The organism is Brevibacterium linens (assembly GCF_003999335.1).
Lineage (GTDB): Bacteria > Actinomycetota > Actinomycetes > Actinomycetales > Brevibacteriaceae > Brevibacterium > Brevibacterium linens.
Genome location: NZ_CP026734.1, coordinates 1038094 through 1063889 on the forward strand (window position 1 = coordinate 1038094; position 25796 = coordinate 1063889).

Sequence of the window (25796 nt, forward strand, 5' to 3'; positions counted from 1 at the left end):
GACGGACGCGGTTCACACCTCTCACAGGCCGGTGGGGGCGATGGCGGCCGCACCACTTCTGCATTTCCAGTTGTCGCACCGCGGCCCGGGCGTCAGCGGTTCGGCAGTGCCAATCGGCCGTCGATCTGCTGTGCCAGTCCGTCGGTGACGAGATCAGAGATGAGTCGAGAGATCCTGTCCCGGTCGGCGCTGAGTTCGCGCACTCGCGCCACTGCTGCGGCCGTGGATTCGGCCAATGAGTCGAGAAGCGCCGGATCGAAGTCGGTCATCGCAGTGGTGAAGACGTCGAGGCTGACGTCGTGCCGGTCGTCCTCAGCAGCATGGGCGGCTTTGAGAACGTCCATGATCGCTCCGCGCAGCTGGCGATCCGTGCCCGCCCACTTCTGAGTCTTCGGTTTCGTCGCCGAGGCGGGTCGGCCCAACCGGTTCCATGTGCAGATGTCCTGAAGCGGGCAGGCGGGGCAATCGGGATTGCGAGCCGTGCAGACGAGGGCCCCGAACTCCATGACACCGGCGTTCCACTCAACATGTTCATCCTCGGGCACGAGGCCGGCCGCCCAGGCAGTCTCCTTCCGACCGGGTGAGGTGGTGGGGCGTTCTCTGCCTGCGAAGAGACGGATGAGGACCCGACGCACGTTCGTGTCCAAGACGGTCGTCTTGCGGCCGAAGGCAAAGGACGAGACCGCAGCGGCGGTATAGGAACCGATGCCCGGCAGCCGTTCGAGTTCTTCGGTCGTTTCGGGAACCCGGTTGTCCAGGTCCGTCGCGATGACCTCGGCGGCTTCCTGCAGCCGGAGAGCCCGGCGCGGGTACCCGAGCCGGTCCCAGGCGTGGAGGACTTCGGCGGTCGGGGCGACGGCGAGATCGGCAGGTGTCGGCCACTGATCCATCCAGGCACGCCACCGTGGTTCGACCCGGGATACGGGGGTCTGCTGAGACATGATCTCGCTGACGAGAATGGCCCAGGCGCTCGTGTTCGGATGCCTCCAGGGCAGGTCGCGGGCGGCTTCGTCGAACCAGGCGATGATGGTGTCCTGAACGCGTCTGAGCACGGGTTCGGCCACCTCGGGGAAGGTGGACGAAGACCCCGAGAGATTCGATTCGGGACCGGCTCGGTGTGTCATTTGGATGCTCATTCGCAATTGCCTAGGCTCAAAGCGATGACTCCTTCCAATCGTGGTTCGCAGCCGAACAGAGCTGCCGGGCAGCCTCGCCAGTCTAGCGGGAAGCTGCCTGCTCACGTGTACCGCAGACGCCGCATCACGCTCGCTGTGGCCAGCTTCCTCGTCCTGGGGCTCCTGGTGCTCGGAATCGTCGGCATCGTCACGGCCATCGGCGGCCGCAGTGATGGCTCGGATAAAGTTTCTGCCGAGGAGACGACTCCGGCCGAATCGACGACAGCGGCCCCGGTGCCCGATAAGCAGGCGGCGAGCGGAAAATGCCCGGAGGACCAGGTCTCGCTGAAGGCGAAGGTCGATCCGAATTCCGTGAAGGACGGAAAAGAACCCGAATTCGGCATGGTCATCGAGAACGGACACTCGGCCACCTGCCTCATCGAGGTCGGCACCGACAAGCAGGAGTTCATCGTCGAAAAAGACGGTGACGTCGTGTGGTCGTCGACGTACTGTGCGGCCGCGAAAGACGAGAATGCAGAGGCGTCCACTGAGTTCGCACCGCAGTCGGAGAAGACCGCGAAGCTCAAGTGGAACCGGATCAAGGTCGACAAGAACTGCAACCGCGAAGACGATGACTTCGCTCCCGGTGACTATGAGCTCATCGTGAAACTCGACGACAAGAAGAGCGAACCGACTGAGTTCACGCTCGAGAAGAGCGCCGCCGAAAAGGCCAAGGAGAAGAAGGCCGCGGAGAAGAAGAGGGCCGCGGAGGAGAAGAAGAAAGCCGACGAAGAGAAGAAGTCGGAGCAGGACTCCGGAGCGAAGGACTCCGGCGAGACGCAGTCAGAGGAACCGCAGGACTGAGCAATCAGGCCCCGCGGTAGGAGCCGACTCCCCACGAGTTGCCATCGTGGTCGCGGAAGTCGAATTCGCGGCCGCCGTGGTCTTGAGTCGCCACCGGTCGAACGATCGCATGCCCCAGGTCGACGATCTCCTGGTAGAGCCGGTCGACTTCGCGTTCGGTGTCGACGACGACGTAGATCGAGCCGCCGCCCACCGCGTCGAGTGCCGATCCGTCGTGGCGGACCGAACCGAACATGATCCCGCCGTTGTTGCCGAGCGCGAATTCGGCATGCTCGACGAGCGCCGGGTCCTGCTCGTTGCGTACGAGCAGTCTTTCGGTGAATCCGAGCGTGACCAGCAGCTCGATCGTCGCTGCCGCATCGGTGGTCCGGAACGCTGGAAAAACTGTCGTGGTCATGACACCAGGATGCGCCAAAACCGTGCGAAAGTCCCGAACTTTCTCACTTCTGCTCCCGCAGAGCGCCATTCGTCAGCATCAGTTCGACCGCGCCGGCGATGTGTTCGCACTCCTCGACTTTCATCTTCTCCGGCGTCGCCACATTGGTCATCGCGCCCTTGGCCACGACGGCATGGGTGATGCCCAGACGTTTGGCTTCGTTGAGGCGTTGGCCGAGATTGGGGACGTTGCGGATCTCGCCGGACAGGCTGACCTCGCCGATCGCGACGAGGTGGCGAGCCAGCGGCTTGCCGAGCAGCGCCGAAGCCAGGGACATGCAGATCGCCAGATCGCTGGCCGGTTCCGACAGCTTCGCTCCGCCGACCGTGGCGGTGAAGACATCGCTCTTGGCGAGGTTCGCCTGTGAGACGTTCTGGCTGAGCACGGCCAGCATCATCGCCACACGGGAGGAGTCGACTCCGGAGACGGACCGGCGGGACTGACCGCCGGCGGATTCGGTGATGAGCGATTGGACTTCGACGAGCAGCGGGCGCTTGCCCTCCTGCGTCACGGTCAGGCAGGTACCGGGCGGGTTCGCCCCGCTGCGCGAGAGGAACAGACCCGAGGGGTCCTCGAGACTCTTGATCCCGTTCTCCTCCATATCGAAGCAGCCCACATCGTCGGTGGGGCCGAAGCGATTCTTCACCGCTCGCAGCATGCGCAGCCGCGAATGCCTCTCACCTTCGAAAGTGCACACGACATCGACGAGGTGCTCGAGAAGGCGAGGACCGGCGATCGTGCCGTCCTTCGTGATGTGGCCGACGAGCACAGTCGGCAGAGACCGGGCCTTGGCTTCCCGGATGAGGGCGGAGGCGACTTCGCGGACCTGGGTGACTCCGCCGGGGATGCCTTCGACCTCGGAAGAGGCCAAAGTTTGGATCGAGTCGACGACGAGCAGCTCCGGCTGTTCGGCCTCGATCATTCCCAGCACCGAACCCAGATCGGTCTCGGCGGCGAGGAGAAGTGAGTCGGCCAGGGCGTTGATCCGTTCGGCGCGCAGCCGCACCTGACCGGCGGATTCCTCACCGGTGACATAGAGGACCTTGACCCCGAACATCGCGATCTTCGCGGCGACGTCGAGCAGCAGCGTCGACTTGCCGACACCGGGTTCTCCGGAGAGCAGGACGACCGCGCCGGGCACGATGCCCCCGCCGAGCACCCGATCGAACTCCGGGACGAATGTCGACCGTGCCTGCGCGAGCGTCGAGTCGATCTCGCTGATCGGCTTTGCCGCGCTGGATTTCTTGACCTTCGTCTTCACCTTCGACGAGTTGGCACCCTTCTCCTCAAGAGTGCCCCAGGCCTGGCATTCGGGACAGCGTCCCAACCACTTGACCGTCGAATAGCCGCATTCCGAGCACGTGAAAGACATACCGCAATTCTGGCACGGACCGCTGACATGGCAGTTCTGAGGAGCGGCGAGAGATGCGAAAGGGCGTCCGACGATGAGTTCGTCGGACGCCCCTGCCGGCAGAGTGCGGCAGCTCGGTCAGTCGAGCGTGGTGAGGACTCGGGGACCATCCTCGGTGATGGCGATCGTGTTCTCCGAATGGGCACCATTCGAACCGTCGGCCAGACGCAGGGTCCAGCCGTCCTTGTCGACGGACAGCTTCTTCGACGTGAACGACCACCACGGTTCGATGGCCAGGGTCAGTCCTGGTTTGAGGACCAGCCCGCGACCGCCCTTGCCGCGGTTGGGCACGTGCGGATCTTCATGCATCGTGTGGCCGAGGCCGTGCCCGCCGAAGTCGAGGTTGACGGGGATGCGGTGGGCATCGGCGACGTCACCGATGGCCTTCGAGATATCGCCGAGGCGATTGCCGGCTTGGGCGGCGCCGACGCCGGCTTCGAGGCCGGCCCAGGTGGTGTCGATGAGGCGCTGGTCCTCATCGCTGCCGTCGCCGACGACGACGGAACGGGCGGCGTCGGCGACCCAGCCGTCGATGGACACTGCGAAGTCGAGGGTGAGCAGATCGCCGTCCTTGAGGACATAGTTGTGCGGTTTGCCGTGGAGGACGCCGTCATTGACGGACAGGCAGATGACATTGCGGAAGGGGCCGGACCCGAAGGACGGGGCGTAGTCCCAGTAGCAGGACTTCGCTCCGGCGTCCTCAATGAGCTTCCGCGCGGTCTTCTCCAAGTGCATGATGTCCATGCCCGGTTCTGCGATCGAGGTCAGCTCGGCCAAGGTCTTCGCGACGAAACGGCCAGTCACCGCCATCTTGTCGATCTCGGCGGGCGTCTTCAGCTCAATCACAGGGGTCTCCTTCAATGAGGTGCGGGGTTTCAACGGCGTTCACTGCTCCAGACTCGATTTTAGTCCCCGGCAATGCCGAAGTCGCGGCCGCACCCGGATCTGTGGGCAAGCAGACAGCTCAGTGATTGGCAGAGAGTCCTCGCAGTTGCTCGAATTGCCCTCAAGAAAGCTTGTGCTGGTGGTTTCCGGTGCGTAGGGTGCGGAGCATGAGGAACATCATCACAGCGTTCGGGGTAGGCATGGGGCTTGCCGTCTCGGTGCTGGCGGGTGAAGAGGACCTCCGCTCGGGTGGCCCCTGGATTCTCACGCTCGTCGTCTTTCCCGTCTGCGCGCTGCTCTGCCTCGTTTTCATTCTTCGGGACTACCGGCGACGGACTTCAGCGGAGGAGCGGCGTTCGGTCTTTGCGGGAAAGGAGAGTTCGGACTCAACAGCTCGTGCAACTGAGCACGATGGCGACTGCCCGGCAGACGGAGGCTGACCTCTCGAGCCGCCCTCGAGGGCCAGCCGTTCAGAGTGCCCGCTCGTCAGAGGAACTCGACGCCCTGCGCCAGCGGCAGCTCGCCGGAGTAGTTGATCGTGTTGGTGGCCGGACGCATATAGGCCTTCCACGAATCCGAACCCGACTCGCGTCCGCCGCCGGTCTCCTTCTCACCACCGAAGGCACCGCCGATCTCCGCACCGGAGGTGCCGATGTTGACGTTGGCGATGCCGCAGTCGGAACGGGAGAGGAACTGCTCGGACTCGGCGAGTTCGGCAGTGAAGATCGCCGAGGACAGACCCTGCGGCACCCCGTTGTGGATCTCGAGCGCCTCATCGAGATCCGAATACGTGACGACGTAGAGGATCGGGGCGAACGTCTCCTCCTTGACCACGGCACTCTGACTGGGCATCCGCACCACTGCCGGTTCGACGTAGTGGGCGTTCGGGCGCTCATCGGCGAGCACCCGGCCGCCTCCACAGAGGATCTCGCCGCCCTCTGCCTCTGCCTGCTTGAGTGCCGCCTGCATCGCCTCGTACGAACCCGAATTGATGAGCGGTCCCACGAGCACTCCGTCATCGGTCGGCGATCCGATGCTCAGCGTCTTGTACGCGGCGACGACCTTGTCGACGAACTCGTCGGCGATGGACTCGTGCACGATGAGCCGTCGCAGCGTCGTGCACCTCTGACCGGCCGTTCCGGCGGCCGCGAAGACCACTCCGCGCAGTGCCAGGTCGACATCGGCGCTCGGAGCGACGATGGCGGCGTTGTTGCCGCCGAGCTCGAGCAGGATCTTGCCGAAGCGCTCGGCCACGACGGGACCGACCTCGCGACCCATCCGCACCGATCCCGTCGCCGAGACCAGGGCCACGCGTTCATCCCGGACCATCACATCGCCGATGTCCCGACCGCCGATGAGGACGGGCGCGAGGTTCTCCGGCGCCCCCACCTCGGCGGCGGCCCTGGCCAGCAGGGACTGTGCCCCGAGGGCTGCGAGCACGGCGTTCTCCGAGGGCTTCCACACGACCGCGTCACCGGCTACCAGAGCCAGGGCGGTGTTCCAGGAATACACGGCCACGGGGAAGTTGAACGCGGAGATGACACCGACGACGCCGAGGGGATGCCACGTCTCCATGAGCCGGTGACCCGGCCGTTCGCTGGGCATGGTCTTGCCCCACAGCTGCCGGGACTGACCGAGCGCGAACTCGCAGATGTCGATCATCTCCTGCACCTCACCGGCCGCCTCGGAGGGGGTCTTGCCGGCTTCGACGGTGATGATCTTCGCCAGATCCTCCTTGTGCTCGCCGAGCAGCTGTCCCCACCGCTGCACCAGCTGACCGCGGACGGGAGCGGGCACGTCCCGCCAGGTCTCGAACGCAGTCTGGGCTGCAGCGATCTTGTTCGCCGCCGTCTGCGCGGTGTCCGCCGCGATCGTGCCGAGGTCCTGTCCCGTGATGGGGGAGCGGGCCGGAAGGCTCGCCGTAGCGGCCGATCCCTTGAGGACGGATGCGTCCACTCCGCAGGCGGTCAGTCCTGAGGTGAGGAGGTCGGTGATGGTCTGATCGGTGGGCAGTGCAGTCATTGCTGTCCTTTCGTCTTCTGCTGTGTCGATCGGCTGCTTGGCCGGTCGTTGCTGATCTGTCGTTGTGGGGAGGCGGGATGTGAGGGGCGGGTGTGCGAGGACTCAGATCACGTTGAGCTCCTTACGCAGCCCAGTGGTGGAGAAACGTCGTTTGTCCATGGGAGCCACGTCGACGAAGGGAGTGCGGCCGGTCATGAGGTCGGCGACGACCTCCCCGACGGCCGGGCCCATGAGGAAGCCGTGACCGGAGAACCCGCAGGCATAGAAGAATCCCGGCCTCTCCTCGGCCTCGCCGATGAGGGCATTGTGGTCAGGCGTCATCTCATATAGTCCCGCCCACCCGTGTTTCGCTTCGACATCGCCGAGGTCAGGGGTGCGGGCTTCGATGTGCTCGGCCAGGGTGGCCAGCCAGTTCGGGTCGCGTTTGTCGTTGAAGGACCAGTCATCGACCTCATCGGGGCAGCCGAACAGCAGCCCGGCGCCTTCCGGATGGACGTAATAGCTGGTGGAGAAGTCGATCGTGAAGGGCATCCGCGAGGTGTCGAAATCGACGGGTTCGGAGACCATGATCTCCCGCCGCAGCGGCTCCACGGGCAGGTCGACCCCGGCCATGTCCCCGATGGGGCCGGACCAGGCTCCCGCCGCGACGACGACCTGTTCGCAGCTGATCGTGCCCTGATTCGTGATCACCGAGGTGGCCCTGCGATCCGTTCCGCCGTCGGTGTCGAATCCGGTGACCTCGCAGTTCTTGACCACCGTGACCCCGCGCTCGCGGGCGGCGGTGACGAAGCCTGCGACGACGGCCTCGGGGGTGCAGTGACCGTCGCCGGGGTTGAACGCCCCGGCGATCAGCCCTTCGGTGTTGACGAACGGGGCCAGCTCGGCCACCTCGGCGAGGGTGAGCATCCGCGAATCCAGGCCCATCTGCTGCTGGAGGGCCACATTGTCGGTGAACGCGCGCACGTCGTCATCGTTGTCGAGGAGGAACAGATAGCCGTTGCTGACCAGATCGATGTCGACGCCGAAATCGGTCTCGAAGTTCCGCAGCACTTCGAGCCCGCGGGCGGCCAAGGCGATGTTGACCTCGTCGGAGAATTGGCAGCGCACGCCTCCGGCGGCCTTCGATGTCGATCCGGCTCCGGGGGTGTCGCGTTCGACGATGACGATGTCGCGGGCTCCGTGTACGGCCAGGTGGTAGGCGATGGCCGCTCCCATGACGCCGGCGCCGATGATGACCACGGAGGCTGCGGCGGGCAGGGCTCTGGACGTGTCGGGGACCCCGTCGGTGTTAGGGGCGGTGGTCGATGCGGTGGGGGATTCCACGGTTCACCTCGCTGTCTGCTGCCGGGGCGACCGTCATTGGTCGCCCCGGAAACGGAGAGTGCCGACGGCGATGTCGGCGTTTGTGTCTTGACTTCATTGTGGTTGCCATCACACTTAAGAACAAGGGAGAGTTTGTGAAAACTGCGTTCAAGAAACCTAAAGACAGGGGATTGCTGCCATGACATGGACGCTCGGACAGCTGCGCACATTCGTCGCTGTGGCCGAACTCGGGTCGATGACGCGGGCGGCCGACCACCTCGGCTACAGCGTCGGGGCCGTGTCCCAGCACATCTCAGCGCTGCGCCGAGTCGTCGATTCCGACCTGTTCCGCAGGCGCGGCCGCGGGCTCGTCCTCGCCGAAGCCGGGCGCACTCTGCTGCCCAGGGCCCGGAGCATCCTCGCCGCTCAACAGCAGGCGGAGATGGCGATGCTCGGCCGGGACTTCCGCAGCGAGGCCATCGTCACCCTCGGCGTCTTCGGGTCGGCATCGACGACGGCGCTGCCGAAGGTGGTGCGGGCGCTGGCCGAGCGTCATCCGCATATCGAAGTCCGGGCGCGGGAGATCAATGTCGAGACCATGTCGGCCGCCGTCATCGACGGAGTCATCGACTTAGGCATCGGGATCAACTACCCGGCCGCGCCGCTGCCGCCGATGCGCGGGCTGCGCTGGGAGGCGGTGGCGGACGAGGACTTCGGCATCGTCGTCCCCGCGGGGACGGCCCGACCGAGCGATGACGATCTGGCCGAGGCCGACTGGATCCTCCCACCGGCCGAGGAGCTCTTCGGCCGCGCGATGCGGTTGGCCACCTCGGCGCTGGGAATCAATGCGAAGGAGACCCACATCGTCACGGACACCGCGGTCGCGTTGGCACTCGCCGGGACCGGGCTCGGCTTGACCCTGGCGACGCCGATCATGATGTCGTTGGGCGGGCCAGACGTCGACCTCCACCCGGTCGCCGAGGCGGGCGGACGCGAGATCATCGTGCTGACCTCCCCGGACCCCAGCGATCCGGTCCGGGCGGTCGCCGAGGTGGTCACCGAAGTCTTCGCCTGAGGATCCGGCCTAGGATGAGGGCATGAGCTTCGACCATCAGTGGAACAAGGTACGCAGGGCCAACCCCGACCATTCGGCGAACTACGCGCAGCGGTGGCGTGATCTCGCGGCCGCCGGGCATGACATCGGCGGGGAGGCCAGGTTCGTCAACGCCATGGCCCCGCGGGGATCGCGCATCCTCGATGCCGGCTGCGGAACCGGACGGGCCGGCGGACTGCTCATCGACGAAGGGCACACCGTCTTCGGTGTCGACCTCGACGAATTCCTCATCTCCGTCGCCGAGGAGGACTTCCCCAGCGGTGAATGGCACACCGGCGACCTCGCCGACTTCGATTTCGCCGGTGCCGGAATCACCGAGATCGACGTGGCATTCTGCGCCGGAAACGTCCTGTCCTTCCTCGATCCCGCCTCGCGCCGGCAGACTCTCGGCAACATCAAATCGACCCTCAAGCATGGCGGTCGATTCGTGTCCGGATTCGGTGCCGGACGGGGGTACGATTTCGACGACTTCATCGAGGACGTCAAGGCCACGGGGATGTTCGTCGACCAGAAGTTCTCCACCTGGGAGCTGCGTCCCTTTGAGCCCGACAGCGACTTCCTCGTCCTCATCGCCGAAAGGCTGTGAGCCGCGAGCATGGATGATGTCGGCTACGACGACGACCTTCTCGCCCAGATCTATGACGAGGACAACGGCGACGGACCTGACCACGACTACTTTCGTGCGATGGCTGACGACCTCTCGGCTTCATCTATTACCGACCTCGGCTGTGGAACCGGAATTCTGACAGTCACCTTGGCTGAAGAGGGACGCAGAATTGTCGGCATCGATCCTGCCGTTGCGATGCTTTCTCACGCGGCAAATCGGCCCGGCGGCGACCGGGTCGAATGGCGACGGGGCACCTCCGAACTCATTGACCGCGACGCCAATGATCTGATTCTCATGAGCGGAAACGTCGCCATGCACATCATCGACGAGGCATGGGAGACAACTCTGCTCGACATCGCTCAAGGGCTGAAGTCAGGCGGGCGGCTCGTCTTCGAGACTCGAAATCCACGAAACGAATCGTGGCAGGCGTGGGGCGGCCCAGCTGAAGTTCGCGAAACCTCGGCGGGTACATTGCGAGAGTCCGAATCAGTCTCGGGTCCCGACACAGATGGAACAGTGACGATGACAACTATTCATGAGTTCATCGACGCAGAACGAACCATTGAAACTACTCTGCGACTGAGCTTCCGGTCTGCCGAAACACTGCAAGGTGATCTTCACTCAGTCGGATTGCGGGTCGACAATCTGTGGAGCGATTGGCACCGGAGTCCTTTCACCGGATCGGCAGAAGAACGCTTGATCATTGTGGAAGCGAGCAAAGGATTCGACTGATCAGCGGTCGATTCGCAATTGCGTCAGAACTAAGCTGGGATCGACCCGTACTGCTGATCAGCTGAAGGAGAATGACCATGATCTTCATCGTCGTGAAGTATGACGTGAAACCCGAAAGCGTCGAGACGTTCCCCGAGGCCGTTCGGGCCTTCACCGAGGCGACCCGCGCCGAACCCGGCAACCTCTTCTTCGAATGGTCGAAGAGCCTGGAGAACCCGAACGAGTTCGTCCTCGTCGAGGCATTCACTGACGAAGGCGCAGAACCGCACGTCACCAGCGATCACTTCGCCGCCGGTCTCGAAGCCATGCGCCCGCACCTGGTCTCGACTCCGAAGATCATCTCCCGCAAGATCGACGGTGAGGGCTGGGACGAGATGGGCGAACTCAAGATCGACTGAACCCCTTCCAGACCTTCATCCCGGGTCGACCGAGCACATAGACTTCTGCCATGGCGACCAAAGCGCAGAACATCGCATCGATCGAAAAGGCTCTCGGCGAGCCATGGGCAGACACCCGAGCTCGCCTCGAGGCAGCCGGGGGAGCGTCGGCGAGCCACAAAGAACTCGCCGACGCTCTCTATCCCCAGTTCGACGGCAGGGTCGACAACCACGGCTGGTGGGTCCAAGGCGCCGTCGTCGCCTATGAGCAGGAGATCGGACGCCGCGTCCCCGGCCAGCGCGCCGACGGCACCTTCGACGTTGCCGTCTCCCGCACCATCCCGGGCGATCGTTCCGCACTCATCGCCAAGTTCGCCTCCCTCGTCGGCGACACCCTCAACGAGGTGGCCCTCGACGGCGATCCCCGCACCTCGGAGACGGCGAAGCGCTCCTTCTGGCGAGCCAACCTCGACGGCGGCATCAAGGTCGAAGCCGCAGCCGAGACGAAGAGCGACAACAAGACCCTCGTCGTCCTCACCATATCCAAACTGCCCAGCCCCGAAGCCTTGGAGGAATGGCGGGCCTTCGGCAAGGACCTCCTCAAACAGCTCTGAGTTGTGCCATATCCTCGTCGCCTCAGCCGATGATCGGGTTCCAGACTCCGAGCATGTGAGCCGCACCGATCGCGACCGCGCAGACGGCCAGACTGAGAAGCACCGCCACGACATCTCGGACCGTGAAACTCGACCGCCTGCGCCACGTCCGTCCAGGACGACCGAATGCCCGACCCTCCATCGCCATCGCCAAGGTCGTCGCCCGGCGGATCGAGACCACGAGCAGGACGAACACCCCGCTGAAGAGGCTGCCCGTGCGCCGCAGAAGCGAACCTCCGGAGACACCGCGCGCACGGCGAGCCATCGCCAGCACCTGCCACTCACTGACCAACAGTCCGAGCAGGCGTGAGGCCGCGAGAACCGAGACCACGACGACCTCTGGCAGGCGCAGGTGCTGAATGAGCGCATCGGCGAGGTCACGCGGATCGATCGTCGACGCGAGCACGATGAGCGGGATCGCCAAGGCGAGGGCACGGACGAAGATCGCCGCAGCCGCGGCCAGGGACCCCGTGGTGAACAGAATCGGACCGAAGTCGACGACCACATCTCCGGTTTTCTCCGCCAACAGAGCCGTGCCCCAAGCGGCGAGCAGAGCGCCGGCGGGCAGGAACCACAGCCGCTTGGCCGCGGCCACCAGATCGAGTCCGGTCGCCGGCAGCGCCAGCACTGCTGCCAGCAGCACCACCCCGGCAGAGACCAGATCGATGCTCAGCAGCGCCCCGACCATGAGGATGAGAGCGACTGCGATCTTCGTCAGCGGATTGCACCGAGCCAAAGCGGTCGAACGCACCACGGGGATGAGCTGCCCCGGATCCTGTACCGCGACCTCGGGGGAGTGGCGAACGTGCTCATCGAGGCCCTTACTCACCGCGCTCACCCGCCCTGACATGCGAATCCGACTTATTGCCGTCGGATCGCTCTTCGTGGCCGCGGTAGCCGAGCTCGAGGAGATCGGCGCCGATGGCCTCGAGGAACGCCAGATCATGGCTGACCGCCACCACTGCGGAACCGTGATCCAAGGCATCGAGGAACATCTCCACCAACCCCGCCCACGTCAGCGCATCCTGACCGAAGGTCGGCTCATCGACGATGAGCACCCGGGGCCGGGGAGCCAGCATCGCCGCCACCGACAGGCGACGCTTCTCCCCACCGGAGAGACTCTGCGGATGAGCCTGCGCCAAACCGGTGAGACCGAGACCCGCAAGAAGCTCATCCACCCGTGCCTGCGACTCGGCGGCAGACCACCCGGCCAGCCTGGGACCCAGCTCGAGTTCGGCCGCCACGCTCGAGGTGAGGAACTGGTGGGCCGGTTCCTGGAAGACCATCCCGATGCGCGCCGCCAGCTGCTTCGACGGCCACGCGAACGGTCGGGGCCGTTTGGCTCCTTCCCGCAGGGCCGCCTCGGCGAGGACCTGCCCGGAGAATTCGGGCAGCAGGCCCGCCAAGGTCAGGGCCGTGGTCGATTTGCCTGCCCCATTCGCACCGATGATTCCGAGGGCCTGACCGGCGCTCAGGCTCAGGTCCAGTCCGGTCGCGGCGGGGGTGGCCATGCGCGGTCGAGCAACGCTGAGCCGATCTGTGCGCAGCAGAACCTCGCCGAGGCGGCCCGACGTCCCACCGATTCCTGCGGCCCCGCCTCGGCGCGGGGTGGGGGAGTCCTGCGGAATCCAGATGCCGCAGCCGATGAGCGTTTCGGTCAGGTCCGGATCGGTGAAGATCTGCTCGGGCGGACCTTGGGCGACGATCCCGTCACCGCCCAGCACGATGACACGGTCGACGTGCTCGGTCCACAGCTCCACCCGGTGTTCGACGACGAGCATGGTCGCCTGTGTCTCGGCCTGCACGGTGAGCACGGCATCGCGGACCTCGGTCGCCGAGGCGGGATCGATATTGGCCGTCGGTTCGTCGAGGACGATGACCTCCGGGGCCATCGCATGGATCCCGGCCAGGGCCAGCCGCTGCTTCTGCCCACCGGACAGGGCCGCACTCGGATGCTCCGGGGCCAGATCGAGTCCCAACGCATGCAGGGACTCGGGGACCTGAGCCTCGATGACCTCGGCCGGGAGTCCGAGGTTCTCCATCCCGAATGCCACATCATCACCGACGCGGGAGAAGATCACCTGCGAATCGGGATCTTGGAGGACCAGCCCGGTGCTGCCTCGGCGAGGATCCGGTTTCTCTCCGCCGACGAGGAGTTCACCGGTGGCCTCACCCGATTCCTCGGGCAGGACACCGGCGACGGCGTGGAGGAACGTCGATTTCCCGGCTCCGGAGGCGCCGAGCAGCAGCACCTTCTCTCCGGCCACGATCTGCAGGTCGAGCGGACCGACCGCCGGCTGATCACGGTCGGTGTGCGTCCATGAGAAGCCGGCGGCCGTGATCGGCAGCGCCATCAGCGACGGCCGGAGGCGAAGGAGCTCAGAGCTCCGGTGGCCGCGATCGCCCGGTAGGCGTACCACGCGCCGATGCCGGAAATGACGAGGCCGGAGATGATCGCGCAGACCGCATAGATCGCCTGGAACCCGAACTGCCATTCGGCGTTGTACATGATGTTCTCGCTCACGGCCATGAACGCCGCGGCCAGCACACCCGAAGCGGCGGTGACCCACAGGGTGAAGCGTTTGTAGCCGAAGGCGGCGAAGACGAGTTCGGCACCGAGACCCTGCAGCAGACCCGAGAGCAGAACGGTCGCCCCGAAGTGGGAGCCGAGCACGGCTTCGACGATCGCGGCGATGAGTTCGCACAGGAGTGCGGCACCGGGTTTGCGGATGATGGCACCGGCCAGCGGACCGGCCAGCACCCAGAGTCCGGCGATGAGGCCGATCGACGGCGGGAATGCCTGGAAGGCGAGTTCGAGGACCTTCCAGCTCAGCGCGAGCACCCAGAAGACGAGTCCCACGGCGATGCCGAGCACGGCGGTGGTGACATAGTCGACGACCCGCCACTGCTTCGTCTTCGGCGCCGCGGTGAAGGCCTGCGCGCGGGCGGGGGTGGTGGTCGGCGCGGTGGTATTCGGCATTGTGCCTCCTCATATCAAGGAGGGGTGAAGAGTCTCGACTTCCTTCGGCGGTACTGACCGCATCAGGTTCGAGGGTCTGCAGCTTCTTCTGCACTCTCAGCGCCCCTGACGGCGCTCCCCTGTCGTAGCCACCACTGTACAACAGGTGAGAGAAGCAGCGACCGGGAGCGGAGGCGACGCGGAGGCCGGGATCCGTCATCGACGATTCACCTCTCGTTCCCTGTCTCGTCGACGGGCCTCGAACGACCGGACACTACTGATCGGTAGGAATGGGTGGGTGAATACGCATCGACTCAAGCGACCACTCAGTGCCCTGTCCGCCGCCACCCTGCTCGCCGCTCTGGTGGCGGCCCCGGTGCCCGTGCGCGCCGAACCGAATCTCGGCTCGGGCGGCCCGAGTTCGACCGTGAGCCAGGACCCGACGGACACGCCCGCCGAGGCGGATGCAGGGAATGAGGCGATCACCGATCCCGTACTGCAGGTCGGAGCCGACTCGACGACGCGCAACCTCTCGTGGATGAGTGAGAACTCCGGCGGGGGAGAGGTCCGGTGGGCGCCGGTCAATGAACTCGAGGGAGGCGAACTTCCCGCCGACGCGGCAGCGGCTGAGACCACGGACTCCGGTCTCGCCACCGACCTCAAACGTCACTTCAACCATGCGAGCATGACCGACCTGGAACCCGACACCGACTACGCCTACCAGGTCGGCAGCGACGAGGACGGGTTCACCGAGGTGCAGCAGTTCACCACAGGATCGTCCGGAGGAGATGACGAATTCCTCGTCTTCGGCGACCCCCAGGTCGGCGCCGGAGGCGGAGACCCCGACGACGCCACCGGCTGGGAACGGACCCTGTCGACGGCCGTGGCCACTGCCGACGACCCGAGTTTTCTCTACTCCCTGGGAGACCAGGTCAACGCCGCCGGCAACCAAGAGCAGTACGCGCAGTACCTGGCGCCGGAAGCGACCCGGACGATCCCGCAGGCGACGACGATCGGCAACCACGATGTGTCGTCGAAGGCCTACGAACAGCACTTCAACCGACCCAATGTCAGCCAGGACCACGGCGGCGGAGGCATCATCACCTCCGGCGGCGACTATTGGTTCATCGAAGACGGAGTCCTGTTCCTCAACATCAACTCGAACAGTTCGGACATGGACGCCCACGCCGAGTTCATCGACGAGGTCGTCGCCGAACACGGTGGCCAGGCACGATGGACTGTGCTGGGATTCCACCATTCGATCTATTCGACGGCAACACATTGGAACGATCTCGATGTGAAGCGGCTGCGGAAGGCGATCCCACCGGTCGCGGCCCGCAATGACATCGACCTCGTCGTCTCCGGCCACGACCACATCTTTAACCGCACCTTCCTCATGGACGGGGAGGGCAAGCCCGTCGAGGGCTCCGAAGCGGGAGCCGATGAGGCGAAGGAAGACGGGCAGACGCTCTACCTCACGCTGACCTCGTCATCGGGGTCGAAGTTCTACGACTACGTTCCCGGCCTCGACTGGGAAGGCAAGAGCGTCCACAACGACATGCCCGCCTTCACCCGGGTCCGCGTCAGCGACGAAGCGCTGCGGGCGACGACCTATGAGGTGCCTGCTGAGGGAGCGTCGGCCGATGGCGAACGGGCGGAAGCGCGGGCCGCAGCCGAGCAGATCGACGATGTCGAACTCAGGCGCGCCGAGGCGGACGAACCCGCCCCGGGCGACGACGCCGGTGCAGACGCGGATTCCGGAGCCGGTGCCGACTCCGCGGCAGGTGCAGATGGTGCAGGTGCGAATGACGACGCAGACGCAGACGGCGCCGGAACAGAAGCTGACGCCGCAGCGGATGGCTCGGACGTCGATGCCGGCACGGCAGACTCTGGCGCCGATGCGAACGGTGCCGAAGCGGACACCGCGGGAACGGGCGATGATGCGGGTTCCTCCGGGACCGCCTCGGCGGGTGGGGATGGAGACCTTCCCCGCACCGGCGGTGGACTTGCGCTGCCCTTGACCGTCGGGGCGGGGGCGCTGGCACTCGGCGCGACGCTGATGGTCGTGAGCCGTCGCCGCCGAGGTGCCGGCCTCAGCTGATCAGCACAGCCTTGCTGATCGGCCCGACGCTGCGCATCAGCTCGGAACCACCATGACCGGACCCTCGGCGTGGTTGAGGACCCCGCGCGAGACGGATCCCAGCAGAGCGCTGCGGATCCGTCCGCGCCCGCGGGTGCCCATCACGGTCAGCTGTGCGCGGGAGCTGATCTCGACGAGGGTTTCGGTGGGATCGCCGACCGGTACCGAGGTGGTCACCGTCAGATCCGGGAACTGCTCGGACAGTGTCGCAGCTTCCTTCTCCAGGCCTTCGGTCAGCTGCTTCTGCCGACGCGAGGTGACCTCGGAGCTGAGCTCGAGGTCGGGGTACCAGTAGAGCCATTCCTCACCGGCCGGCAGCACCACGACGAGTTCGAGCTCAGCCCCGCGAGTGGCGGCTTCGGCAGCCGCCGTGAACATCGCGACCCGACCGGTGTCAGAGCCGTCGACGGCAACAACCACCGGGCCCGAGTCCGCGGACGCCGAGGTCGATCGTTCGGGAACGACGATCGTCGGGCAGTGCGCATGGGCCGGCAGAGCCGTGGACACGGATCCGAGGACGCGGCCCATGAATCCGCCGCGTCCGCGAGCACCGACGATGACGACTTCGGCGTCGGCGCTGAGCGTGACGAGCACACCGGCGGAGTTTCCCGGCGCGGTGCGGAAGGACTTCTCACCGGAGTAGTCGCGCAGGAGTTCGACCGCCTCGGTGAGGGTCTTCTCTGCTGCCTTCTTCGCCTTGTCATCCTCGGGTTCGCTGGGGATGGAGGCCATATTCGGGTAGATCATCGTCGGCAGCTCATAGGCGGTGACGACGGTGAGAACGGTCCTGCGACGTTCGGCCTCGACTGAGCCGTAGCGGACGGCTTGAGCGGCGAGTTCGGAGCCGTCGAAGCCGACGAGGACGCCGAGTTCGAGATTCAGGCCGGATTCGGACGAACTGGTTTGAGCAGACATCTCGCACCTTTCGATCGGGGCCTGTCCAACCCAGACGCCGACGACGGCCCCGACTGGCGGTATCGTCCGCGTCCTCTTCAGTCTAGCAAGACTGTTCTACGAGATGTAGAAAAAGCGTGCGGCGAGAAGCTGCGTCTCACCTGGGCGCGCCCGCGGCTCAGACGCGGAAGCCCAGGTGAGCCAGCGCAATGCGCAGAATGTGGTCCTGGCCGTAGCAGAGCTCGCCCACGATATCGGGACGCAGGGTCTCCTCGGGGGTCAGCCAATCGAGGCTGAGCGCATCGGCTCGCGGAGTGCATTCGCCGCGGACCTCCATGATGAAGCACATGGCGATCGCGTGCTGGCGCGGATCATGGAGCAGGGCCGAGCCCTCGGTGGGGAAGTATTCGGCGATGTGGAACGGGCTGATCGCAGGCGGAATGACCGGCAGCGCCATCGGGCCGAGGTCGTTTTCGGCGTGACGGACCAGTGCGGTTCGGATGGTCTCGTGGAAGCGGATCCGCCCGCCGACGAGCTCTCGTCCGAGGGTGCCGTCCTCGAGGCTGCGCAGCAGCAGGCCGATGCGTTCGACGTTGCCCGTCTCGCCCACCCGTACCGGGATGGCGTTGACATAGGGGATCGGCATGCGTCTGCGCAGGCGCGCGTATTCCGCGTCGTCGAACCAGTTCTCGTCGAAGTCCAGGGCAGTCCGAGTCATGACCCAATATTCCCACAACCATCCCTCTCTGCAGAAGAGTCTGGAGGCCCTGTTGATGAACTGGGACACGTATCGGGTAAAGTATCTTGATGTCGAGATAAATTTCCGACCGGCAGGGACCTGCCAAGTGACGTGGCCTACAGTTGTGTCAGCACTACGTGACCATATCCGGTCAAGGACTATGAAGGGGTATCCATGATCAATCATGAAGTCCGTACCTACAAGAGCTCAGAGAACCTGGCTCGCGAAGATCAGCTCGCCTGGAAGATCGCCGAGGTCGCATCCGATCCGACTCCGGTCGACTCCGACGTCACCGAGATGGTCATCAACCGCGTCATCGACAACGCCGCCGTGGCAGCAGCCTCGGTGCGCCGCTCCGCTCCGACCCACGCTCGCGAGCAGGCCCAGACCCACCCGTTCAACCCCGGCGCCAACATCTTCGGCCTGCCGGTGAGCGACCGCTTCTCCCCGGAATGGGCCGCTTGGGCCAACGGTGTGGCCGTGCGCGAACTCGATTTCCACGACACCTTCCTCGCCGCAGAGTACTCGCATCCCGGTGACAACATCCCGGCTGTGCTCGCAGTCGCCCAGCACAAGGGCATCGGCGGCAAGGACCTCATCAACGGCATCGCCACCGGCTACGAGATCCAGGTCGACCTCGTCAAGGGAATGTGCCTGCACGAGCACAAGATCGACCACGTCGCCCACCTCGGCCCCTCGGCAGCCGCCGGTATCGGCGCACTGCTCCACCTGCCCACCGAGGTCACCTTCCAGGCCGTGCAGCAGGCGCTGCACGTGACCACCGCGACCCGTCAGTCGCGCAAGGGCGAGATCTCGTCCTGGAAGGCCCACGCTCCGGCCTTCGCCGGCAAGATGGCCGTCGAGTCCGTCGACCGTGCGATGCGCGGCGAGGGTGCTCCGAACCCGATCTACGAAGGTGAGGACGGCTTCATCGCTTGGATCCTCTCCGGTCCCGAGGCCCGCTACACCATCCCGCTGCCGGGCAAGGGCGAAGCGAAGCGCGCGATCCTCGACACCTACACCAAGGAGCACTCGGCCGAGTACCAGGCTCAGGCGCTCATCGACCTCGCCCGCAAGCTCGGCGGACAGATCGAGGACCTGTCGAAGATCAAGCGGGTCGTCATCCACACCTCGCACCACACCCACTACGTCATCGGCACCGGTGCGAACGATCCGCAGAAGATGGATCCTCGTGCCAGCCGCGAGACCCTCGACCACTCGATCATGTACATCTTCGCTGTGGCCATGCAGGACGAGGGCTGGCACCACGAGCACTCATATGCTCCCGAGCGCGCCGGCCGTCCCGACACCGTCGAACTTTGGCACAAGATCGAGACCACCGAGGATCCCGAGTGGACCCGCCGCTACCACTCGATCGACCCCAACGAGAAGGCCTTCGGCGGTCGCGTGGAGATCGAATTCGAGGACGGCTCGACGCTGACCGACGAGATCGCCGTCGCCGACGCCCACCCGTTCGGTGCCCGTCCCTTCGCCCGTGCGAACTACATCGAGAAGTTCAAGACCCTGGCCGAGGGCATCGTCTCCGACTCCGAGCAGGCTCGCTTCCTCGATCTGGCCGAGAACCTCGAGAGCCTCGACGCCAAGGGCGTTGCGGAACTGAGCTTCGCCGTCGACGGACTCGAGCACAGCGGATCGAAGGGAATCTTCTGATGCTCGGCGCACAGGCAACCCCCGCCGAGCGCCGCGCCACGTTCCGCGAGCTGCTCGCCGGTGATCAGATCGTCCAGTTCCCCGGCGCCATCAACCCGATCAACGCTCAGATCATCGAGCAGACCGGCTTCGAAGGCGTCTACATCTCCGGAGGCGCGTTCTCCGCGGCCATGGGTCTGCCCGATATCGGGCTGACCACCCTCACCGAGGTGGCCGACCACGGACGCAACATCGCCCGAGTCACGAACCTGCCGACTTTCATCGACGCCGACACCGGATGGGGCGAAGCCATGAATGTGGCCCGCACGGTCCAGGAGTTCGAGGACGCCGGAATCTCCGGAATGCACCTGGAGGACCAGGTCAATCCGAAGCGCTGCGGCCACCTCGACGGCAAGGAGGTCGTGACCGCGGCCGAGATGTCCAAGCGCATCAAGGCCGCCGTCAAGGGGCGCCGGGACGACAACTTCGTCATCTGCGCCCGCACGGACTCGCGCGCCGGGGAAGGTCTCGACGCCGCCATCGACCGGGCGAAGGCCTATGCCGATGCGGGTGCTGACATGATCTTCCCCGAGGCGATGCGCGATCTCGGAGAGTTCGAGAAATTCGCCTCCAGCGTCGATGTGCCGATCCTGGCGAACATGACGGAATTCGGAAAGAGCGAACTGTTCACCACCGAACAGTTGGCGAATGTCGGAGTCAAACTTGTGATCTACCCGGTCACGACTCTGCGCATCGCCATGGGTGCGATCAGATCGGGCCTGCAGACCATTCGGGACAAGGGCACTCAGGTGGACCTGCTCGAGGGCATGCAGACCCGTGCGGACCTGTATGACACGATCGACTACTCGGCGTACAACGAGTTCGACGCCGCAGTATTCAACTTCTCACAGGAGGGTCACCAGTGACCGAAGAAATCAAGAAGGGCCTCGCCGGTGTCGTGGTGGACACCACCGCAGTGTCCAAAGTGGTCCAGGAGACCAACTCGCTGACCTACCGCGGCTACCCCGTGCAGGAGCTCGCCGCCAAGCGCAGCTTCGAAGACGTCGCCTACCTCATCTGGAACGGCGAACTGCCCACCGAGGCGCAGCTGGCAGAATTCCAGGAACGCGAACGCTCCCAGCGTGCCGTCGATGACAAGCTCGTCGACCTCATCCTCGGCCTGCCCAAGGACTGCCACCCGATGCACGTCGTGCAGACGGCCGTGGCCTACCTGGGCGCCGTCGACCCCGAGGCCGACACCGAGGGCGCCGAGGCGAACCTGGCCAAGGCCGAGCGTCTCTACGCCCAGCTGCCGACGATCGTGGCCATCGACCACCGTCGTCGTCACGGCCTCGACCCGATCGCCCCGACGAAGGACCTCGGCTACGCCGCGAACTTCTTCAAGATGGTCTTCGACGAAGTTCCCGCCGAGGAGGTCGTGCGCTGCTTCGACGTGTCGATGATCCTCTACGCCGAGCACTCGTTCAACGCCTCGACCTTCACCGGTCGCGTCATCACCTCGACCACATCGGACCTGTATTCGGCAGTCGCCGGTGCCGTCGGTGCGCTCAAGGGCCCGCTGCACGGCGGAGCGAACGAAGCCGTCATGGCGATGCTCGAAGAGGTCGGCACCGCCGACAAGGCTTCGGCCTGGATCGACGAGGCACTGGCCAAGAAGGCGAAGATCATGGGCTTCGGCCACCGCGTGTACAAGAACGGCGATTCGCGCGTTCCCACCATGCGCAAGGCGTTCGAGGACATGGTCGCAGTCAAGGGTGCGAACGATCTGCTCGATCTGTACAACACCTTCGAAGAGGACTTCGTCGGGCGCAAGGGCATCTACCCGAATCTCGACTACCCGTCGGGCCCGGCCTACCACCTCATGGGCTTCGACACCGAGCAGTTCACCCCGATCTTCGTGATGGCCCGCATCACCGGCTGGACCGCTCATATCTTCGAGCAGCAGGCGAACAACGCCCTCATCCGTCCCCTGAGCGCCTACGACGGTGAGGAACAGCGCGAGGTTCCCGACAACCGGGGCTGACCTCTCGAAAGGCAGAACACCCATGAGACGAGACGGTTCATACCGTCCGGTCGATCTCGAGGGTTTCGACTTCACCGTCACCGGTGGAGTCGGAACCCTCGTCATTGATCGGACCGAAAAGCGCAATGCCATCTCCCGGCCCATGTGGAGGGCGCTGCCGCAGATCATCGCGAACGTCGACGCCGACGATTCGATCGGTGCGCTCGTGATCACCGGGGCCGGCGGGCACTTCTCCGCCGGTTCGGACATCGCCGACCTCAATGTGCCGCTCGACGACTTCTGGGAACTCAACTCCACCGCCGAGGCGGCCCTGGCGAACTCGCGGACCCCGACGATCGCAGCGATCACCGGCAACTGTGTGGGCGGGGGAACGGAGATCGCCGCGGCCTGCGATATCCGCATCGCCGCCCCGGGATCGATCTTCGGCGTCACCGCGGCCAAGCTCGGGCTCGTCTACCCGGCCGGCCCCACGAAGCGCCTGGCTCAGATCCTCGGCGATGCCTGGGCGAGGTATCTGCTGATCACGGCCTCGATCGTGAAGTTCGAGAAGATGGCCGAACTCGGCTTCTTCCACGAAGTCTCCGACAACCCGTTGGAGGCCGCGCAGGCACTGGGGGAGCGGATCGTGGGACTGTCCCGACTGAGCCAGGTCGGAGCCAAAGCGATCCTCGACGGTGAGTTGGCCGAGGACACACAGCCGCCTCGGTGGCTCGATGAGGCCTACCGGGCAGAGATCACCCGCGGTCAGGAAGCGTTCTTCGCCAAGGAACCGCCGGACTTCGGCTTCACCAAAACTGCCTGGCAGACCGGTTCCGAAGTCGGTGGGCACGGAGTCCCGAGGAGAGGATAAACTGAGCGAATGCGCCTAGCAGTCCTCGATATCGGCTCCAACAGCGTCCACCTCCTGGTCGTCGACGCTCACGTCGGAGCACCGCCCCTGCCGGCCACCTCGCACAAGGAGGTGCTCCGACTCGCGGAGTACTTAGGCGATGACGGATCGATCGATGCCGAAGGGCAGGAACGGCTGCGTTCCTTCATCACCGATGCCGTCGAGATCGCCGAGGATCAGGGAGCGGAGCAGATCCTCGCATTCGCCACCTCGGCGGTCAGGGAAGCTCCGAACGGGATCGGTCTCATCGAATCGATCAACGCTCAGCTCGGCGTCACCCTCAACGTCATGTCGGGCCGCGACGAAGCCCGCGTGACCTTCCTCGCCGCCCGTCGCTGGTTCGGGTGGTCGGCGGGGAAGATCCTGCTGCTCGACATCGGCGGCGGTTCATTGGAGATCGCGGCAGGTCAGGACGAGTACCCGCAGGCGGCCGTGTCGGTTCCGCTCGGTGCCGGACGCACCTTTTCGGACTTCCTCCCTGACTCGGTGCCCACTGCAGAGGACATCCACCGCCTGCGCAAGCACGCTCGGGCGCAGATCGGACGCATCGCCGGTGACATCAATCGGGTCGGAGTGCCCGACCAGGTCGTCGGTTCGTCGAAGACCTTCCGTTCCCTGGCGCGCATCGCCGGTGCCGCTCCGAGCGGCGACGGAATCTATGCTCCCAGGAAGCTCTTCCGCCGCGACCTCGAGGGCATCATCGACACCCTCGCATCCCGCACCCCCGAAGAGCGGGCGACCCTGCCCGGCGTCTCCGAGGCGCGTGCCGGTCAGGTGCTGGCCGGAGCGATCGTCGCCGAGGCGGCCTTCACGATCTTCGACATCGGCGTGATGAACATCTCCCCATGGGCGCTGCGCGAAGGCATCATCATGCGCAAACTCGACCTCCTCGACTCTGCCGAGCAGTCCTCGGCGATGCGCGTGGAGACCGTCTCCGCCCTCGACTGAGCCTCTGTCGGGCCGTACTCCCGCGTTCCCCGGACTCGGCAGCCGCCCGCGCGGCGGCCGATCGGTATCGGAATTCAGGTTCACCTGCTAGTTTTGTTGAGTCGCCGAGGCGGCACCTGCACTGATCTGCCCGTGCCGGCCTCGGTCGAAGTCCGAAACGTCTGACAGAAAGCACGAACCTGCTGATGCGAAATGGTGAGTTGTCCCCGAACTTCCGCGACCAGGCGCTGGAGACCCTGAAGACGACAAGTGCGGCCGACCCGCTCGACGTCTTCGTCGTCGGTGGAGGCGTCACCGGAGCAGGATCGGCCTTCGACGCAGCCACCCGCGGACTCAAGGTCGGTGTCGTCGACGCGAAGGACTGGGCCTCGGGAACCTCATCGCGGTCCTCGAAGCTCATGCACGGCGGACTGCGCTACCTCGAGATGCTCGACTTCAAACTCGTCGCCGAAGCGCTGAAGGAACGCGACCTGCTGCTCCAGCACACCGCGCCTCACCTCGTCGAACCCGTCGCATTCGTCTTCCCCTTCGAGCACCGCCTCATCGATCGGGCCTTCATCGGCTCCGGTGTGCTCCTCTACGACACGATGGCCACCCGACCGGGCCGCAAACGCGCCGTGCCGATGCACCGTCACCTGGGAAAGAAGGCGCTGAGCGCCCACTTCCCGGGACTGGCAGACGATGCCGCCGTCGGCGCCCTCGAATACTATGACGCGAAGGTCGACGACGCCCGCTTCGTCATGACCCTGGTCCGCTCGGCCGTGAGCTACGGGGCCGCTGCCGCCAACCACGTCTCCGTCATCGGCTACCTCCACGACGGCGACCAGGTCACCGGCGTCCACGCCCGGGACGAGATCACCGGTGAAGAATTCGACATCCACGCCCGCCGCACCATCCTCGCCGGAGGCGTCTGGACCGAAGAGCAGCAGGATCTGGCGAAGGCCGACGCGGGACTCAAGGTGCTCGCCTCCAAGGGCGTGCACATCACCGTGGCCGAAGACAAGATCAAGGCCGACCCGAATACCGGAATCATCTCGAAGACCGAGAAATCCGTCCTCTTCGTCATCCCATGGGAAGGCTATTGGGTCATCGGCACCACCGACACCCCGTGGAACGAAGACGTCGACGCACCGGTCGCGACCTCGCAGGACATCGACTACCTGCTCGAACACGCCAACGCCATCCTCGCCGACAAACTCACCCGCGAGGATGTCATCGGCGTCTACTCCGGACTGCGCCCGCTGCTCCAACCGGTGGTCAAAGAAGGACAGGCCTCGACGAAGGTCTCCCGCGAACACACCGTGATGGAAGTCGAACCGGCCCTGGCCGCGATCGCCGGCGGCAAATTCACCACTTACCGAGTGATGGCCGAAGACGCCGTCGACTTCGTCCTCGGCGACGATGCGAAGGATCGCAGGTCGCTGACGGAATCCGTGCCGCTGCTCGGTGCCCAAGGGGTGGGCGCGCTGCGGCGCGGCCAGTCCGGGATCGCGGAGAAGTACGGATGGGACGAAGACCGCGTCAAACGTCTCATCCGCCGCTACGGCACACTCATCGAGGAGCTGCTCGACCTCGTCGATGAGGATCCGGAACTCGGTCGGCCGTTGGACGGCGCGCAGCGCTACCTGCGCGTCGAAGCCCACTACGCGGCCGCCGCGGAGGGGGCCGTCCACCTCGGCGACATCCTCGAGAGGCGGATGCGGCTGAACTACGAAGCCCGGGACCGGGGAAAGACCGCCGCCGAGGCGGTCGCGGTCATCGTCGCACCCGTCCTCGGCTGGGACGACGACCGTCGGACAGCCGAGGTCGAGGACTTCCATACCCACGTCGACGCCCAGGTCGCGGCCGAGTCCACCGACGATGACGCCTCGGCGGCGGCCCTGGTCGGTGCGACCCTCCACTGAACCGTTCACGGCCCCGAACCGTTCACAGCGAAGTGCGCGACCACGACCGAATACCGACAATCGAATATCGACCGACCTCGGAGCACCCTCCGGGTCGACCATCGACCGGGG

25 protein-coding genes and 1 riboswitch are annotated in these 25796 nt (G+C 65.4%); of the genes, 14 read left to right on the plus strand and 11 right to left on the minus strand.

The annotated features are described in order from the left end of the window. Positions 1–92: 92 nt before the first annotated feature. Positions 93–1124 carry an HhH-GPD family protein gene (locus CXR29_RS04435; protein WP_127364018.1) on the minus strand — a complete coding sequence of 344 codons (1032 nt, stop codon included), beginning with the start codon at positions 1122–1124 and terminating at the stop codon, positions 93–95. A gap of 36 nt (positions 1125–1160) precedes the next feature. Between CXR29_RS04435 and CXR29_RS04440 the strand changes: the two genes are divergently transcribed. After that, entirely contained in the window at positions 1161–1979 is an 819-nt protein-coding gene (locus CXR29_RS04440) for a hypothetical protein (protein WP_127364019.1), read from the plus strand. 4 nt (positions 1980–1983) lie between these two features. On the opposite strand, the gene CXR29_RS04445 is transcribed toward CXR29_RS04440, so the two are convergent. The 3 genes from CXR29_RS04445 to map all read right to left on the minus strand — a co-directional run bounded on the left by CXR29_RS04445 (position 1984) and on the right by map (position 4672). Beyond that, positions 1984–2376, minus strand: coding sequence for a VOC family protein (locus CXR29_RS04445; protein WP_025778011.1), 393 nt, complete (start codon positions 2374–2376; stop codon positions 1984–1986). Between the two features lie 43 nt (positions 2377–2419). Next, positions 2420–3787 carry a DNA repair protein RadA gene (gene radA / locus CXR29_RS04450; RefSeq protein WP_101555855.1) on the minus strand — a complete coding sequence of 456 codons (1368 nt, stop codon included), beginning with the start codon at positions 3785–3787 and terminating at the stop codon, positions 2420–2422. Positions 3788–3904: 117 nt separating this feature from the next. Further along, the gene (gene map / locus CXR29_RS04455; protein ID WP_101555854.1) at positions 3905–4672 is read right to left on the minus strand and encodes a type I methionyl aminopeptidase; all 768 of its coding nucleotides are present in this window, start codon (positions 4670–4672) and stop codon (positions 3905–3907) included. A 206-nt stretch (positions 4673–4878) separates the two neighbouring features. On the opposite strand from map, the gene CXR29_RS04460 reads away from it, so the two are divergent. Next, positions 4879–5151 (plus strand): hypothetical protein, encoded by a 273-nt coding sequence (locus tag CXR29_RS04460; protein WP_101594618.1) that lies wholly within the window; start codon positions 4879–4881, stop codon positions 5149–5151. Between the two features lie 46 nt (positions 5152–5197). On the opposite strand, the gene amaB is transcribed toward CXR29_RS04460, so the two are convergent. Both amaB and CXR29_RS04470 read right to left on the minus strand, forming a co-directional pair. Beyond that, positions 5198–6733: an L-piperidine-6-carboxylate dehydrogenase gene (gene amaB, locus CXR29_RS04465; RefSeq protein WP_127364020.1), complete on the minus strand. Its 1536-nt coding sequence runs from the start codon at positions 6731–6733 to the stop codon at positions 5198–5200. 102 nt (positions 6734–6835) lie between these two features. Beyond that, positions 6836–8056 (minus strand): NAD(P)/FAD-dependent oxidoreductase, encoded by a 1221-nt coding sequence (locus tag CXR29_RS04470; protein WP_241241589.1) that lies wholly within the window; start codon positions 8054–8056, stop codon positions 6836–6838. A 178-nt stretch (positions 8057–8234) separates the two neighbouring features. On the opposite strand from CXR29_RS04470, the gene CXR29_RS04475 reads away from it, so the two are divergent. The 5 genes from CXR29_RS04475 (at position 8235) to CXR29_RS04495 (ending at position 11479) form a co-directional block, all read left to right on the plus strand. Further along, on the plus strand, positions 8235–9110 hold the full coding sequence (locus CXR29_RS04475; protein ID WP_101594621.1) for a LysR family transcriptional regulator: 876 nt from the start codon (positions 8235–8237) through the stop codon (positions 9108–9110). Positions 9111–9132: 22 nt separating this feature from the next. Beyond that, positions 9133–9735, plus strand: a complete 603-nt coding sequence (locus tag CXR29_RS04480) for a class I SAM-dependent methyltransferase (protein ID WP_101555850.1) — start codon at positions 9133–9135, stop codon at positions 9733–9735. Positions 9736–9744: 9 nt separating this feature from the next. Beyond that, positions 9745–10488, plus strand: a complete 744-nt coding sequence (locus CXR29_RS04485; RefSeq protein ID WP_101555849.1) for a class I SAM-dependent methyltransferase — start codon at positions 9745–9747, stop codon at positions 10486–10488. Positions 10489–10565: 77 nt separating this feature from the next. Further along, positions 10566–10886, plus strand: a complete 321-nt coding sequence (locus CXR29_RS04490; RefSeq protein ID WP_101555848.1) for a putative quinol monooxygenase — start codon at positions 10566–10568, stop codon at positions 10884–10886. 50 nt (positions 10887–10936) lie between these two features. Further along, positions 10937–11479 (plus strand): hypothetical protein, encoded by a 543-nt coding sequence (locus CXR29_RS04495; RefSeq protein WP_101555847.1) that lies wholly within the window; start codon positions 10937–10939, stop codon positions 11477–11479. Positions 11480–11501: 22 nt separating this feature from the next. Here CXR29_RS04495 and CXR29_RS04500 read toward each other — a convergent pair whose 3' ends face one another. Genes CXR29_RS04500 through CXR29_RS04510 form a run of 3 tightly spaced genes read right to left on the minus strand, consistent with a single transcriptional unit; the run spans position 11502 to position 14498 of the window. Next, positions 11502–12347, minus strand: a complete 846-nt coding sequence (locus CXR29_RS04500; protein WP_240812197.1) for an energy-coupling factor transporter transmembrane component T family protein — start codon at positions 12345–12347, stop codon at positions 11502–11504. After that, positions 12340–13872: an ABC transporter ATP-binding protein gene (locus tag CXR29_RS04505; RefSeq protein ID WP_101594623.1), complete on the minus strand. Its 1533-nt coding sequence runs from the start codon at positions 13870–13872 to the stop codon at positions 12340–12342. Before CXR29_RS04505 ends, CXR29_RS04500 begins: the two co-directional genes overlap by 8 nt. Continuing rightward, positions 13872–14498, minus strand: a complete 627-nt coding sequence (locus CXR29_RS04510; protein WP_101555844.1) for an ECF transporter S component — start codon at positions 14496–14498, stop codon at positions 13872–13874. The genes CXR29_RS04505 and CXR29_RS04510 overlap by 1 nt, the downstream gene beginning before the upstream one ends. Positions 14499–14520: 22 nt before the next feature. Next, positions 14521–14629: riboswitch (TPP riboswitch) on the minus strand. Positions 14630–14775: 146 nt separating this feature from the next. Between CXR29_RS04510 and CXR29_RS04515 the strand changes: the two genes are divergently transcribed. Beyond that, a complete protein-coding gene (locus CXR29_RS04515) occupies positions 14776–16578 on the plus strand; it encodes an FN3 domain-containing metallophosphoesterase family protein (RefSeq protein WP_164742776.1) in 1803 nt (600 codons plus the stop codon). A gap of 36 nt (positions 16579–16614) precedes the next feature. Here the strand turns inward: CXR29_RS04515 and CXR29_RS04520 are convergent, their stop codons facing one another. Together CXR29_RS04520 and CXR29_RS04525 are read right to left on the minus strand one after the other, a co-directional pair. Continuing rightward, the gene (locus CXR29_RS04520; RefSeq protein WP_127364022.1) at positions 16615–17532 is read right to left on the minus strand and encodes a universal stress protein; all 918 of its coding nucleotides are present in this window, start codon (positions 17530–17532) and stop codon (positions 16615–16617) included. Between the two features lie 157 nt (positions 17533–17689). Then, positions 17690–18229, minus strand: a complete 540-nt coding sequence (locus CXR29_RS04525; RefSeq protein ID WP_127364023.1) for a DUF4916 domain-containing protein — start codon at positions 18227–18229, stop codon at positions 17690–17692. Between the two features lie 195 nt (positions 18230–18424). Here CXR29_RS04525 and CXR29_RS04530 point away from each other — a divergent pair, with 195 nt between their 5' ends. The 6 genes from CXR29_RS04530 (at position 18425) to CXR29_RS04555 (ending at position 25685) form a co-directional block, all read left to right on the plus strand. Beyond that, complete coding sequence (locus tag CXR29_RS04530) at positions 18425–19921, plus strand: MmgE/PrpD family protein (RefSeq protein ID WP_127364024.1); 1497 nt, start codon at positions 18425–18427, stop codon at positions 19919–19921. Further along, positions 19921–20826, plus strand: a complete 906-nt coding sequence (gene prpB / locus CXR29_RS04535) for a methylisocitrate lyase (RefSeq protein WP_101594627.1) — start codon at positions 19921–19923, stop codon at positions 20824–20826. The genes CXR29_RS04530 and prpB overlap by 1 nt, the downstream gene beginning before the upstream one ends. Then, the gene (locus CXR29_RS04540; RefSeq protein ID WP_101555840.1) at positions 20823–21944 is read left to right on the plus strand and encodes a bifunctional 2-methylcitrate synthase/citrate synthase; all 1122 of its coding nucleotides are present in this window, start codon (positions 20823–20825) and stop codon (positions 21942–21944) included. Before prpB ends, CXR29_RS04540 begins: the two co-directional genes overlap by 4 nt. A gap of 22 nt (positions 21945–21966) precedes the next feature. After that, a complete protein-coding gene (locus tag CXR29_RS04545) occupies positions 21967–22794 on the plus strand; it encodes an enoyl-CoA hydratase/isomerase family protein (protein WP_127364025.1) in 828 nt (275 codons plus the stop codon). Between the two features lie 9 nt (positions 22795–22803). Continuing rightward, positions 22804–23781: a Ppx/GppA phosphatase family protein gene (locus tag CXR29_RS04550; protein ID WP_127364026.1), complete on the plus strand. Its 978-nt coding sequence runs from the start codon at positions 22804–22806 to the stop codon at positions 23779–23781. A 185-nt stretch (positions 23782–23966) separates the two neighbouring features. After that, positions 23967–25685 carry a glycerol-3-phosphate dehydrogenase/oxidase gene (locus CXR29_RS04555; protein ID WP_127364027.1) on the plus strand — a complete coding sequence of 573 codons (1719 nt, stop codon included), beginning with the start codon at positions 23967–23969 and terminating at the stop codon, positions 25683–25685. Positions 25686–25796: the final 111 nt, after the last annotated feature.